Raw genomic sequence first — 13,479 nt, forward strand, 5'->3', positions numbered from 1 at the left:
TTAACGTGTACCAAATTGTTGAGTCCAATAGCTCTTTTGTTTACCTGTTTTGTCAGAAGCACAAGCAATTGCGTAAGTTGTGAATTTTGGATTCATTAAATTGCTACAGTGTAGGGGACTCGATAGCCATTTAGACATTACCTCATTTAAAGTTTTCTGCCCGCTCGCGACATTTTCACCGTTGGCGTTACTAAGCGTATTGTAAAGTTTTAATCGTGACTTTAAATCGAGGCCAGTCGAGCCAACATGCCCAAGAAAGTTATGTGCCGCCATATCTTCACTATGAGAAAGTGCGCCTTTATATAAATTATTATTCCAACTCAGCGGCGTGGTTGCGGAAAAATACTGCGGACCACATTGGCGTGATTGCTGGCGTATTTGATTGATTGTACTAAGAATAGCTTTTTGGTAGGCATGGTTTTGTAAATCTTGGCAGCTTATTTCTATAGATGATTTTTGAACTTGTGGTGTAGAAGAGCTCAGTGTAGGAGGTGTACTTGATGAGTTAACTGAGCACGCAGCAGTAATAAGGCTACAAGGCAATAAAGTACAAACTTTTAGTAGATTCATAGCTATGCCATTATTCGAATTATTTTAACATTTTTATCATACGCCAAATTAAAATGACTGAGCAATTTATGTGCGTGTAAAAAAGCGAGTATTCAACTCGCTTTTTTGTTGCTCAAGCTTATTAAGCCGTTTGTAATGCTTTTAAGTCTTCTAAAACTTGTTCTGCATGGCCAGCAGCTTTTACTTTACGGTAGCTTTTAACTAAAGTTTTGTTATGGAAAATAAAAGTAGAGCGCTCGATACCCATTACTTTTTTTCCATACATATTCTTTTCTTTAATGACATCAAAGTGATTACAAAGCACTTCTTCTCTATCACTAATTAAATCAATAGTTAGAGCCTGTTTTTCTGTAAAGTTTTGGTGGGCTTTTACTGAGTCACGTGATACTCCAAAAATACGAGTACCCAAAGCATCAAACTGATCTTTTAAACAAGAAAAACCGACAGCTTGTGTGGTGCAACCAGGAGTTGAGTCTTTAGGGTAGAAGTAAATAATCAGCCATTCATTATCGATTTCAGCCAAATTCACTTCGCCGTGTGTAGTTGGGAAAACCTGATTTGGCAGTTGAATATTTTCAGACATTTCTTATCCTTTAAAAGTTAAATTCGATCTAATTCAAGTGGTAGAAAAGCATATTCTTCATGATAAACAATATCGAGTTTTCTTACAGGAATAGCTTTGTTAAAAATTGGGCCGTCAATGACAGTGGTATGGAATTCGCCGCCCTCACCACATGGATCAATTCCGCGGTTTTCAAGTTCCTGTATATACTCTAGCGATAACACTTGACCTAAATCTTCTACCTTCATCCCGAGTTTAAGGTTTACGGTCACAATGATGCTCTGAAATCCAAGTTGAATAAACTCTTCAACAACTTCACGGTGAGGACGTAGCCAAAGTGGCATGCCTAGTTTAAGTCCAACCATTTGAGTGACGCGATCATGCCAACAGCCATGTTCAGGCATATCTAAGTCACCTGTAACCAGTACTTCTGCACCTTTTTGTTTAGCTTCATTCAATAAGTTAATGAATTTACTTTCATAGTCATTCCAGCTAGATGAAGCCATAAACACGGGTAAGCCAATTGCTTTCGCTTGTGCTTGAATAATATCAAGTGGCATAGCATGGGAACGGGAGCGTTGGCCATGTTCTTCCAGCATAACGATTAAACCAATTACATTACCAGTTCGCATTGCATCATACAGTGCAAGAGAACTGTCTTTACCTCCACTAAAGGAGACAATTGACTGTCTGTGATGTGCGTTGGTTTTCCATTGTTCTTGCATGATTTATTTCGAATGATGAGGTCAGTGTCATTTTAACAGAGCTATAAAAAAAGCCTGCATAAATGCAGGCTTAATTTGGAGCAACAAAAGCTTATTTTTTAGGAGCTTGTTGTTGAGCTGCTTTCATCGCTTCTTCAGTTAATTTTTCAAGCTTAGTTGTTAACTGAGGACCGAAACATGCTTTAAGATCACGGTTTTGTTGTTGTACAAAAGCTAAAGAGCTTGGGCTTTTCTTCGCATTGATTGCGCTCTGGATTTCCCATTTTTGTGCTTCAGTCACTTTACCTTGTGCTTCCACTTGGCAGCTACAGAATTTGCTAACTTCAGCTGAGCTTAATTTACCGCCTTTTGCAGTTTGGTCTTTACAAACGTTGATTAATGCACCTTTAACGTTAGTGCTTTTATATGCTGCTTGAACTGGGTTATCAGCTGCATGAACTGACCCAGCCATAAGTGCAGCTGCTGAGAATAAAGATGAAAGAATAAGATTTGATTTTAACAACTTCATAAATTTTACCTACTTATTGCGGTATATAGCGTGTTGGATCGGTAACACCAGCATCGATAAAGCCTTCTTTACGCAAACGGCAACTGTCACACTTGCCACACGCACGTCCTTGAGCATCTGCTTGATAGCAAGATACCGTTTGACTATAGTCTACGCCATGTTCAATCCCTAAACGTATAATATTCGCTTTGGATAAATGTAACAGGGGTGTTTCAAATTTAAGTGGTTTTCCTTCAACGCCAGCTTTGGTTGCTAAACGAGCCATATTGGCAAAAGCATCAATAAATTCTGGGCGACAATCAGGATATCCTGAATAATCAACAGCATTGATACCAATAACAATCGCTTCAGCATTGAAAACTTCTGCTGCTGCTAAGGCATAAGAGAGGAAAATTGTGTTACGTGCTGGTACATAAGTTACAGGAATGCCTTCTTGTAATTGTTCTGGTACAGCAATGTTATGGTCTGTAAGTGCAGATCCACCTAAATTGGCTAAATCGATATTAATAACACGATGTTCAACGCCTGCGCGCTGCGCTAATGCTTTTGCTGCATCAAGTTCAGTGGTTGAGCGTTGACCATACATAAAACTAATAGCGATACATTCATAGCGCGCTTGTGCCCAAGCTAGGCAAGTGGTTGAGTCTAAGCCGCCTGAAAGTAAAACAATGGCACGAGGGCGCATATTTTTCTCCATATTCGGAATGATTTGTTTTATTGAATGACTAACGACCTGATTCATCGTTCCAGAGCAGTTTATGTAACTGTAGCTGGAAACGAACAGGCAGTTTATCGTCCAGTATCCACTGTGCCAGATCACGTGCTAAACGTGGTAGGCCAACAGCACCTTTTTCAACTGCAAAGGCAGGGGAGAACCAAACGGTGCTGACTTTGGTCTGCAGTTGATATTGTTCAACTTGTTGTTTTGACCACTCATAGTCTTCACGATTACAGATCACAAATTTGATTTGGTCATGTGAAGTTAGGTAGTCAAGATTACTGATGAGATTACGATGTTCTTCACCAGAAGTTGGTGTTTTTAAATCGAGAACTTTAGAAACACGTGGGTCTACTTTTGACACATCGAGCGCGCCACTGGTTTCCAAAGAAACGTCAAAACCCGCATCGCATAAACGTTGTAATAAAATTAAGCAATTTGGCTGTGCTAGAGGTTCGCCACCAGTCACACAAATATAAGGCGTTTGATATTTTTCAGCCGTTTCAATAATGTGCTCTAGTGATAAACGTTCACCTCCTTCAAAAGAATAGGTGGTATCACAATAACTACAACGTAAAGGGCAGCCCGTTAAGCGAATAAATACAGTCGGTAGACCAGAGGCATTTGCTTCACCCTGCAACGAGTAAAAAATCTCGGTAATGCGTAAACCAGACGCAGGGTCAGAGACAGGAATTGCAGAGGAACGTAAGGAAGCCATTCTAGAAATACCACACTATATAAAAAATAAAATCTCTACGATCAGTGTTGACCGTAGAGATGCTTGATCAAACTGAAATTAGTCAGCGCGTAACAAATCGTTCAAACTTGTTTTTGCACGTGTTTGCGCATCAACTTTTTTCACGATAATTGCAGCATATAAGCTGTATTTACCGTCAGCAGACGGGATGTTACCTGGTACAACAACTGAACCAGCAGGAACGCGGCCATAATGGATTTCGCCAGTTTCACGGTCATAAATTTTGGTTGATTGACCAATGAAAACGCCCATTGAAATGACTGAACCTTCTTCAACAATAACGCCTTCAACGATTTCAGAACGCGCACCGATAAAGCAGTTGTCTTCAATAATGGTTGGGTTAGCTTGTAATGGCTCTAAAACACCACCGATACCAACACCACCAGACAAGTGAACGTTTTTACCGATTTGAGCACATGAACCTACAGTTGCCCATGTATCAACCATTGTACCTTCATCTACATAAGCACCAATGTTGACATAAGATGGCATTAACACCACATTTTTAGCTTGGAAGCTACCACGACGAGCAACAGCAGGAGGTACAACACGAACACCAGCAGCTTTAAATTGCTCTTCAGTCCAACCAGAGAATTTAGTTTCAACTTTGTCGTAGAAACGAAGATCACATGACTCGATCGGTTTATTGTCATTTAGTTTAAATGATAATAAAACAGCTTTTTTTAACCATTGATGAACAACCCATTCACCATTGATTTTCTCTGCAACACGAAGTGTACCGTTATCTAATCCAGCAATTGCTTCTTCAACAGCTTGGCGAATTTCGCTTGAGCAATCTGCTGCAGTAAAGTTTGCGCGGTCTTCAAATGCTTGCTCAATGATCGTAGAAAGCTGAGACATGATCTTCCTTCCATAAAAAATTTTAAAGATTTTACACTAATTTGTGACAAGAATCTTTGAAAAAACGTGTTACGTTTAAAGTGAGAGTTAAAGTGGAAAAGCTTATTAGATAATCAAGTGTTTTTTACACAAAAATGATTTGAAAATAAAAATTTAACTCAATTTGTATCAAAAAATAACAGAAATCTAGCAGTTTTTGTATAAAAAAGAATCTATGCTCTTGAATATAATTTTTGTCACAAGCTGAATAAATTAAAAACAGAGCCTTTTCTTGAGGAGAAAACGATGAAAGTATTACGTGTTTTAGTGACAACTACAGCTTTACTTGCTGCTGGTGCTGCAATGGCAGATGAAGCTGTTGTTCATGACAGTTATGCATTCGATAAAAACCAATTAATTCCAGTAGGTGCTCGTGCTGAGGTAGGTACTACAGGTTACGGTGGCGCTTTATTATGGCAAGCAAATCCATATGTAGGTTTAGCATTGGGTTATAACGGTGGTGATATTTCTTGGTCTGATGATGTAAAAGTCAACGGTTCAACATATGACCTAGATATGGATAATAACAACGTTTATTTAAATGCTGAAATTCATCCATGGGGTGCAAGTACTAACCGTTGGGCTCAAGGTGTATACGTAGCTGCGGGTGCAGCATATCTTGATAATGACTATGACCTAAATCGTAATGTTGATGCTACACGTTCATTCCGCGTAAATAACCAAGACTTTATTGCGGGTGCTGATGGTGTGAAAATTAACGGTAAAATGTCATATAAAAATGATATTGCTCCTTACTTAGGTTTTGGTTTCGCGCCTAAAATTAATAAAAACTGGGGTGTATTCGGTGAGGTAGGTGCTTACTACACTGGTAACCCAACTGTAAAACTAGTTTCATCTGGTTCAGCAATTACAGGTGGCAGTCAGTCTCTTGAAGAAGCAGTGAATGCTGAAGCTCGTAAGATTGCTAACGATGACAAATACAAATGGTTACCAGTTGGTAAAGTTGGTGTGAACTTCTTCTGGTAATAATATTCTATAAAAAAACGAGCCTCGGCTCGTTTTTTTATAGATAAAAATAAAAGAGCTAAAAAGCTCTTTTATTTTTTGCAGTTCTTATTCATCTGGATAAGCAATTTTCTTCAACGCTTTAATGTCAGCATCAGGTGAGCATAAAGAAATAAACTCATAACCGTAACCGCGTAATAAGTGACCTTTGCGAACAGCAATCCATGTAGTATTAACACCAAAGATATCAGTTTTAATTTGCTTTAAACGATAGTCACGTTCCGCATCATAGGCAACATCGTTGACAATTCCGACGCCCATACCAAGTTCAACATAAGTTTTAATAACATCGGCATCAAGCGCAGACATTACGATATCTGCATCAATTTGAGCATCTTCAAATGCTTTATCAATTTTAGAGCGGCCTGTAAAACCACCGTGATAAGTAATCAATGGATATTCAGATAAAGCATCAAGATCGATTTTATCGAGCTTTGCAAGTGGATGATCTTGCGGAGTAATAATACTGTGCTGCCACTGATAGTATGGAATACTTGCTAAGTTTTCTTCAGTTGTTAAAGACTCTGTCGCAATACCAATATCGGCTTCGCCTTGTAAAAGCATTTCTGCAATTTCGACAGGACTGGCTTGTTGCAAAATCAAATGGACTTTAGGGAACAGCTTTTTAAATTGATTGACAATTGGTGGTAGCACATAACGTGCTTGAGTATGCGTTGTCGCAATTGTTAAAGTACCTTCGTCCACTTTATTAAAGTCATCAGCAAGACGTTTAATATTTTCTGCATCTACAAGCATACGCTCCACAATGCTAAGTAGCGATTGGCCTGGTTCAGTTAAACCAAGTAAACGTTTACCTTTACGAACGAAAAGTTGTACACCTAACTCATCTTCTAAATCTTTAATATGTTTACTTACACCTGATTGAGAGGTATATAACGCGGCAGATGCTTCCGTTAAATTAAAGTTTTGGCGTACTGTTTCTCGGATAATTCTTAATTGTTGAAAGTTCATTTACACTTTTCCTCGAAAGAGGTGAGGAACGGCTTTAAATTCCGCGAGATGGCTCCTCACCAAATAATTCCTTAAGCAACTTGATCTGCAAATAGGTGAAGTTGAGATGCACTCACCCAAACAGTTTGATTCGGTTTAAATGCATGTTGTTTTGCAGCTTCACTGCTCAAAGCAATCTCAATTAAACGTCCATTACGATCTTGTAATTCCGCCACTACTTTTCCAGCAATCCAGACTTCACGTACAAAAGTTGCTTCAATTGTATTTGCTTGTGGTTGCGAATGAATATGTAACTCATCCGGACGGGCAAAAGCAATCACTTTTCCTTGCGGTGCCTGAACTGTAGTCGGTAATTCGATACGATCATTGCCAATACGGATAATACCGCCAGCATGTTCGCCTTCAAAACGGTTTGCTTGACCTAAGAAATCAAATACGAATGGTGTGGCAGGGTTTTCGTAAACTTCACGCGGCGAACCAATTTGTTCGACGTTACCTTTATTCATCACAATAATTTGATCAGCTACCTCAAGTGCTTCTTCTTGATCATGGGTTACGAAAATTGAAGTGATATGTAATTCGTCATGCAAGTTACGTAACCAGCGGCGTAGTTCTTTACGGACTTTGGCATCAAGTGCGCCAAATGGTTCATCAAGCAATAGCACACGAGGCTCTACAGCGAGTGCTCGCGCTAAGGCAATACGTTGACGTTGACCACCAGAAAGCTGAGCAGGGTAGCGGTCTGCTAAAAAGCCCAGTTGAACTAGGTCAAGCAGACGAGTAACACGTTTTTTAATCTCAGCTTCCGAAGGACGTGTCGCACGAGGGCGAACACGTAAACCAAAAGCAATATTGTCAAATACAGTCATATGACGGAATAAAGCATAGTGCTGAAATACAAAGCCAACTTGACGTTCGCGAACATGGACATTGGTTGCATCTTCGCCTTCAAGTAACACTTGACCGCCATCGGCTGACTCTAAACCAGCAATAATACGCAGTAGTGTGGTTTTACCGCAGCCAGATGGTCCGAGTAGCGCAACCAGTTCGCCCTCTGGAAAATCTAGGGAAATATTTTTAAGCGCATGGAATGCACCAAAGTGTTTTTCAATATTCTTAACTTGAATACTCATGATTTCATTCCTTACGAATCAGTTGAATGCGGTTCTGGTTTGTCTTGATGCAGTTCTAACCAAGTTTTCAATACCAGTGTTAATAAGGCTAAGAAAGCAAGTAATGAGGACACGGCAAAGGCTGCACTAAAGGTGTACTCGTTATATAAAATTTCAACATGAAGTGGCAGGGTATTGGTTTCACCACGGATGTGGCCAGAAACTACCGATACTGCACCGAACTCACCCATTGCACGCGCGTTACATAAAATCACGCCGTAAATTAAACCCCACTTAATGTTAGGCAGAGTGACTTTCCAAAAGGTTTGCCAGCCTGAGGCACCAAGTACAATCGCGGCTTCTTCTTCTTCTGTTCCTTGAGCTTCCATGAGTGGAATTAATTCACGTGCAACAAAGGGAACGGTAATAAAGATGGTCGCTAAAACAATTCCGGGCACCGCATATAAAATCTTAATGTCATGGTCCATTAACCAGCCGCCTAACCAACCTTGAGCACCAAAAATCAGTACAATCATTAAACCTGCAATAACAGGTGAAACTGAAAAAGGCATATCAATAATAGTGGTTAAAATCGCTTTGCCTTTAAACTGGAACTTGGAAACAGCCCATGCAGCGGCAACACCAAATATCACGTTAATCGGTACGGCAATCGCTGCGGTGAGTAATGTTAATTTCACCGCTGACAACGTATCTGGATCAATTAAAGCCTGAACATAGACTTCAAGGCCTTGTTTAAACGCTTCAACAAAAACCAGAATAAGAGGCAGCATGAGGCAACTAAGAAAGAAAATCAGTGCAACTGTAATCAGCGTATAACGAACCCAAGTCGGTTCACGAGTTGCATCACGAGACTGTAGCTTCAAAGCAAGTGCATTGCTGTCGGTATGTAGGTTCATGTGATATTTCTCCCAGTACGACGGTTTGCCCATGCTTGAAGTAAGTTAATGACAAATAAAATAATGAAAGAGAGAACTAACATAACCGCAGCAATAGTCGTTGCACCTGCATAGTCATATTCTTCAAGACGAGAAATGATCATGAGCGGGGCAATTTCTGTTTTAAACGGCTGGTTACCTGCGATGAAAATTACAGAACCATATTCACCCACGCCACGGGCAAATGCTAAAGCAAAGCCTGTAAATAGTGCAGGTAGTAATATTGGTAAAATAATTTTAGTAATGGTCTGCCAGCGATTTGCCCCAAGTGCAGAAGCAGCCTCTTCAAGCTCAGTTTCGATATCGCTTAGTACGGGTTGAACAGTCCGAACAATAAAAGGAATACCAATAAATACTAAAGCTAGCGTAATCCCGATAGGTGTATAAGCAACATGAATACCGAGTGGTTCTAAATATTGACCAATCCAGCCAGTAGGTGCATAAAGCGAAGTAAGCGCAATACCTGCAACTGCTGTTGGAAGTGCAAAAGGTAAGTCTACTAAAGCATCAACCAGACGTTTTCCGGGAAAGTTATAACGGACAAGGCACCAAGCTAAAAGTAGTCCGAAAACAACATTAATAAACGCCGCAATTAAAGCTGAACTAAAGCTGAGTTGAAGTGATTTTAAAATACGTTCAGAGGTTAAAATTTCCCATAGTCCGTCCCATCCGATTCCAAATGATTTGATAAAGACTGCGGCTAATGGAATAAGCACAATAAAAGAAACGTAGGCGAGGGTGAAGCCCAATGATAGACCAAACCCAGGCAGCACTCGGGATCGCTGCGACATGATATTTCCTCAAAGAGAAAAGCCTGCTGAAACCAGTAAGCGAATAAATAAAGATAAACGGCGCGGTATAAAGCTGGGTATTAAGCAAATTTCAAAGAGAAATGTGTCTTTACCGGATCAATAGATGAGTGGCTACACATCGAGTCTTCAGGAAGTAGATAGTTCAGTAAGTCAGGGAATGGGCCAAAACCAGAAGCAACATTAATATGACCGACTTGCCCAAGATTAATTGGGTTTAATTGCCAAGCTTTAGCAAGTTGTAAAGCATCAAAAAAATCTAACCAAGGATCATTTTCACTAATCAGTAGTGTTGTAGGCACATTAATTTTTAACTGATGAAAATAATCTTTGTAGTCAGTCAAGCTATGGCGGGCAAAGCCTGCTTCACCAAAACGTGCTGGATTTGCAGGAGCAACCAAAATTAGTTTTTTAACTTGAACTTGTAACTCAGGGTGCTCAGCCAAAGCAGCAACACTTGTTAAGCAACCGAAACTATGCGCAACAATTTGTACTGGTGCTTGTACTGCTTGAACTGTTTTAACGAATTGCTCAATCCATTCACTTAATACGGGTCTATCCCAGTTTTTTTGCTCAACACGAGAACTAGACACGAGTTGACGCTGCAACCAAGATTGCCAATGTTGATGTTCACTTCCACCTACACCTGGAACAATTACAGAGTGAGTCATGTCTGTTCTCCTTATCGTTAGTACAAAGAATTACTTCTCTGCACTATTGATTTTCACGATTTGATCGAAAACACCACCATTATCAAAGTGTTGTTTTTGCACTTTTGTCCAACCACCAAACTCTTTATCAATTGTTACGAGTTTCAATGGTTTAAATACATTGCTGTATTTTTTGAGTACGGCTGCATTACGAGGGCGGTAGAAGTTACGTGCTGCAATTTCTTGGCCAGCAGGTGAGTACAAGTAGTTGAGGTAACCTTTCGCGATGGTGAGGTTGCCTTTTTTAGCAGCGTTTTTCTCAACAACAGCAACTGGTGGTTCAGCTAAAATCGAAAGAGACGGGGTAATAATTTCAAATTTGCCCGGTTGTTCGCGAACAGCTAAGTGAGCTTCATTTTCCCAAGCAAGTAATACGTCACCAATGCCACGTTCAGCAAAAGTCGTGGTTGCACCGCGTGCACCCGAATCTAGAACTTTAGTGTGCTTATAAATTTGGCGGACATACTCTTGTGCTTTCGCATCGTTACCACCTGGTTGATGTTTTGCCCAAGCCCAAGCTGCAAGGTAGTTCCAGCGAGCACCGCCAGAAGTTTTCGGGTTTGGTGTAATAATTTCTACACCTGGTTTGATTAAGTCACCCCAGTCTTTAATTTGTTTAGGGTTACCCTTACGTACCAAAAACACGATTGTTGATGTGTATGGAGTAGAGTTTTGTGGCAATTTCTTCTGCCAATCAGTTGGAAGTAATTTTGCTTTTTCAGCAATTTCGTCAATATCAGCTGCAAGTGCTAATGTCACAACGTCAGCATTTAAGCCATCAATTACTGCACGAGCCTGTTTACCAGAACCGCCGTGTGATTGCTTAAACTGAATATCTTGACCAGTACGCTGCTTCCAGTAAGTACCAAACTGTTTATTAAAGTCTGTATATAACTCACGAGTAGGATCGTAAGAAACGTTTAAAAACTCTTGCGCTGCAAATGATGAAACAGAAAGAAGCGCAGCAATAACCCCAACTTTTAATTGAGAAAAACGCATGAGATAACCCCTCAAAAATACGAAATGTTCAAAACATGAACGCAGAATAGCGCTAGTCTTTATTCTAAAAAAATAATAAAAAACGAATTTAATATGAAAAAAATAGAAATAATAAAAATGGATAAACTATTCTTAAATCTTGATATATAACAAGTTTCAAAAGTATAAACTAAATCGGTATAATTTTTAAAAATCAGTCGTTTATTAATTAAATGAATGGTGTTGTATTGTTGAGTGGTTTTTAAATAAAGGACGGATTAAACATGTGGTGTTTTAAAAATGGACAACCTGTTGAAACCATTCCGTTACTGGACCGAGCATTTCATTATGGAGATGGTTGCTTTAGCACAATTCGTGTTTTTCAGAATGAGATAGAGCTTAAAGCTCGTCACTGGGAACGTCTAAAACTTGCTTGTCAAAAACTAGCTTTAATTGCAAATTTTGAATTAATTGAACAGAGTTTGCAGCATTTATACCAACAAAACCTTGTACTCAACGGTACTTTAAAAATTGTGATTAGCCGCGGTGAAGGTGACCGTGGTTATAGTTTGCCAAAGCATGAAGCAGATATTTATATCTGGTTTTATCCAAAAGCACTGGAGCAATTCCAACCCGACTTTATACAGTGCGGGGTTTTAAATCAGGCCTTGGGTTTAACCATGCCGAGTCTAGTTGGACTTAAATCTTTAAACCGTCTGGAACAGGTACTGCTAAAAAAAGAAGCAGATCAACAAGGATGGTCAGAAGCATTAGTATCTGATGTACAAGGTTATATTGTTGAAGGGGTAAGCAGTAATTGTTTTATTCGTTTAAATGATAGATGGATTACACCGGAACTTCGCTATAATGGCGTCCACGGTGTGATGCGTGCAGAAATTTTGGCACGTATGCAGCACCATGGAATTGCCTGCGAAGTCAGAATAATTGAATTAGATGAAGTGCCACAAATACAGAGTCTATTCTTTTGTAATGCTTTACATCCAATGCGAGTGGTTACTCAAATCGGTGAACAAACTCTAGATTCACAGGCGTGCCTAAATTTATTTCATAATCTTAACTTGAATCAGATTCATTAATATGCCGAAGCCACCTGTGAACGCGAAAGCAAAAAATGCTAAAAAAAAGGGCAAGAAAACAGCATCTCATTTTCCTAAAAAGTTGGTGCTGATTGGCTTTTTTATCGTTTTAATTTCTATTTTTGCTATTTTGTGGTCAAGTTTATTTAAAGCTTATCCTGTTGAAGGGAAAAAGCAGATGCTATCGATCACATCAGGTGAGACCTATTCTGGTTTTATTGATCGTTTAGCCAAAGAAAATAAAATCCATTTCCCAATTGTACTTAAGCTTTATCAAAAGTTTATGATTCATGACAGCATGAAAGCTGGTGTGTATGAAATCGAACAGGGAATGAGCGTAAGACAAGTATTGGAGATGTTGTCTAATGCTGATAATGCTCAGATGAACCGTATTTTAGTGATTGAAGGTACGACTTTTAAACAGCTTATTACTGCACTCAAAAATGATAAAAATGTAAAAAATACAATACTCGATTTACCAGATGACCAGCTTATGAAGGCTTTAGGTATTCCTTATCATCATCCGGAAGGTTTATTTGCGCCTAACACTTATTTCTTCGCAAAGGGTGAGACTGACAAAAAAATCCTCACCGATTTATATCATCATCAAATGAAAGCTTTAGATACTGCTTGGGCAAATCGCGCACCAAACTTACCCTATAAAGATAAGTATGAAGCTTTAATTATGGCTTCGATTGTTGAAAAAGAAACAAGTATAGATAGTGAGCTTGAGCAAGTATCTGGTGTATTTGTACGCCGTTTGAAAATTGGTATGCGTTTACAAACTGACCCAACCGTGATTTATGGAATGGGTGATAACTATAAGGGTAAGATCAGTCGCGAAGACTTACGTACACCAACCGCATATAATACCTATACAATTAATGGCTTACCGCCAACACCAATTGCTTTGCCAAGTCAAAAAGCAATTGAAGCAGCACTACATCCAGATGACTCAAATAATATTTATTTTGTGGCAACTGGTAATGGTGGTCATAAATTTACAGCAGATTTACAGGCTCATAATCAAGCGGTGCAAGAGTACTTATCCGTGTTGAGATCGAAGAAATAAGGAAAAA

16 protein-coding genes are annotated in these 13,479 nt (G+C 39.4%); 3 read left to right on the forward strand and 13 right to left on the reverse strand.

Features of this window, described 5'->3' with window-relative positions; translation table 11 throughout:
- From J671_RS08385 to dapD, 7 genes are all read right to left on the reverse strand, one after another.
- The gene (locus J671_RS08385; RefSeq protein WP_031981980.1) at positions 1 to 570 is read right to left on the reverse strand and encodes a CAP domain-containing protein; all 570 of its coding nucleotides are present in this window, start codon (positions 568 to 570) and stop codon (positions 1 to 3) included.
- A 121-nt stretch (positions 571 to 691) separates the two neighbouring features.
- Positions 692 to 1,153 (reverse strand): peroxiredoxin, encoded by a 462-nt coding sequence (locus J671_RS08390; protein ID WP_031981981.1) that lies wholly within the window; start codon positions 1,151 to 1,153, stop codon positions 692 to 694.
- A 17-nt stretch (positions 1,154 to 1,170) separates the two neighbouring features.
- Positions 1,171 to 1,857: a diphthine--ammonia ligase gene (locus J671_RS08395; RefSeq protein WP_031981983.1), complete on the reverse strand. Its 687-nt coding sequence runs from the start codon at positions 1,855 to 1,857 to the stop codon at positions 1,171 to 1,173.
- A gap of 91 nt (positions 1,858 to 1,948) precedes the next feature.
- The gene (locus J671_RS08400; RefSeq protein ID WP_002052853.1) at positions 1,949 to 2,365 is read right to left on the reverse strand and encodes a hypothetical protein; all 417 of its coding nucleotides are present in this window, start codon (positions 2,363 to 2,365) and stop codon (positions 1,949 to 1,951) included.
- Between the two features lie 13 nt (positions 2,366 to 2,378).
- Positions 2,379 to 3,050: a 7-cyano-7-deazaguanine synthase QueC gene (queC, locus tag J671_RS08405; protein WP_001247780.1), complete on the reverse strand. Its 672-nt coding sequence runs from the start codon at positions 3,048 to 3,050 to the stop codon at positions 2,379 to 2,381.
- A gap of 40 nt (positions 3,051 to 3,090) precedes the next feature.
- Positions 3,091 to 3,801, reverse strand: coding sequence for a 7-carboxy-7-deazaguanine synthase QueE (gene queE / locus J671_RS08410; RefSeq protein ID WP_002052669.1), 711 nt, complete (start codon positions 3,799 to 3,801; stop codon positions 3,091 to 3,093).
- Between the two features lie 78 nt (positions 3,802 to 3,879).
- Positions 3,880 to 4,701 (reverse strand): 2,3,4,5-tetrahydropyridine-2,6-dicarboxylate N-succinyltransferase, encoded by an 822-nt coding sequence (gene dapD, locus J671_RS08415; RefSeq protein ID WP_002052807.1) that lies wholly within the window; start codon positions 4,699 to 4,701, stop codon positions 3,880 to 3,882.
- A 285-nt stretch (positions 4,702 to 4,986) separates the two neighbouring features.
- On the opposite strand from dapD, the gene carO reads away from it, so the two are divergent.
- Positions 4,987 to 5,727 (forward strand): ornithine uptake porin CarO type 3, encoded by a 741-nt coding sequence (carO, locus tag J671_RS08420; RefSeq protein WP_016805510.1) that lies wholly within the window; start codon positions 4,987 to 4,989, stop codon positions 5,725 to 5,727.
- Positions 5,728 to 5,814: 87 nt separating this feature from the next.
- Here the strand turns inward: carO and J671_RS08425 are convergent, their stop codons facing one another.
- The 6 genes from J671_RS08425 to J671_RS08450 all read right to left on the reverse strand — a co-directional run bounded on the left by J671_RS08425 (position 5,815) and on the right by J671_RS08450 (position 11,324).
- Complete coding sequence (locus J671_RS08425) at positions 5,815 to 6,738, reverse strand: CysB family HTH-type transcriptional regulator (protein WP_002052645.1); 924 nt, start codon at positions 6,736 to 6,738, stop codon at positions 5,815 to 5,817.
- A 71-nt stretch (positions 6,739 to 6,809) separates the two neighbouring features.
- Positions 6,810 to 7,871 carry a sulfate/molybdate ABC transporter ATP-binding protein gene (locus tag J671_RS08430; protein WP_031981985.1) on the reverse strand — a complete coding sequence of 354 codons (1,062 nt, stop codon included), beginning with the start codon at positions 7,869 to 7,871 and terminating at the stop codon, positions 6,810 to 6,812.
- 11 nt (positions 7,872 to 7,882) lie between these two features.
- Positions 7,883 to 8,767 (reverse strand): sulfate ABC transporter permease subunit CysW, encoded by an 885-nt coding sequence (cysW, locus tag J671_RS08435; protein WP_002052783.1) that lies wholly within the window; start codon positions 8,765 to 8,767, stop codon positions 7,883 to 7,885.
- Entirely contained in the window at positions 8,764 to 9,597 is an 834-nt protein-coding gene (gene cysT, locus J671_RS08440) for a sulfate ABC transporter permease subunit CysT (RefSeq protein WP_004707527.1), read from the reverse strand. The genes cysW and cysT overlap by 4 nt, the downstream gene beginning before the upstream one ends.
- An 80-nt stretch (positions 9,598 to 9,677) precedes the next feature.
- Positions 9,678 to 10,286 carry an RBBP9/YdeN family alpha/beta hydrolase gene (locus tag J671_RS08445; RefSeq protein ID WP_016804963.1) on the reverse strand — a complete coding sequence of 203 codons (609 nt, stop codon included), beginning with the start codon at positions 10,284 to 10,286 and terminating at the stop codon, positions 9,678 to 9,680.
- A gap of 30 nt (positions 10,287 to 10,316) precedes the next feature.
- Positions 10,317 to 11,324, reverse strand: a complete 1,008-nt coding sequence (locus J671_RS08450) for a sulfate ABC transporter substrate-binding protein (protein WP_002052521.1) — start codon at positions 11,322 to 11,324, stop codon at positions 10,317 to 10,319.
- A 263-nt stretch (positions 11,325 to 11,587) separates the two neighbouring features.
- On the opposite strand from J671_RS08450, the gene pabC reads away from it, so the two are divergent.
- Positions 11,588 to 12,400 (forward strand): aminodeoxychorismate lyase, encoded by an 813-nt coding sequence (gene pabC, locus J671_RS08455; protein ID WP_031981986.1) that lies wholly within the window; start codon positions 11,588 to 11,590, stop codon positions 12,398 to 12,400.
- A 1-nt stretch (position 12,401) separates the two neighbouring features.
- Complete coding sequence (gene mltG / locus J671_RS08460) at positions 12,402 to 13,472, forward strand: endolytic transglycosylase MltG (RefSeq protein WP_002052517.1); 1,071 nt, start codon at positions 12,402 to 12,404, stop codon at positions 13,470 to 13,472.
- Positions 13,473 to 13,479: the final 7 nt, after the last annotated feature.

Source organism: Acinetobacter sp. 1130196, from assembly GCF_000588095.1.
In the GTDB taxonomy this organism is placed as follows: Bacteria; Pseudomonadota; Gammaproteobacteria; order Pseudomonadales; family Moraxellaceae; genus Acinetobacter; species Acinetobacter nosocomialis.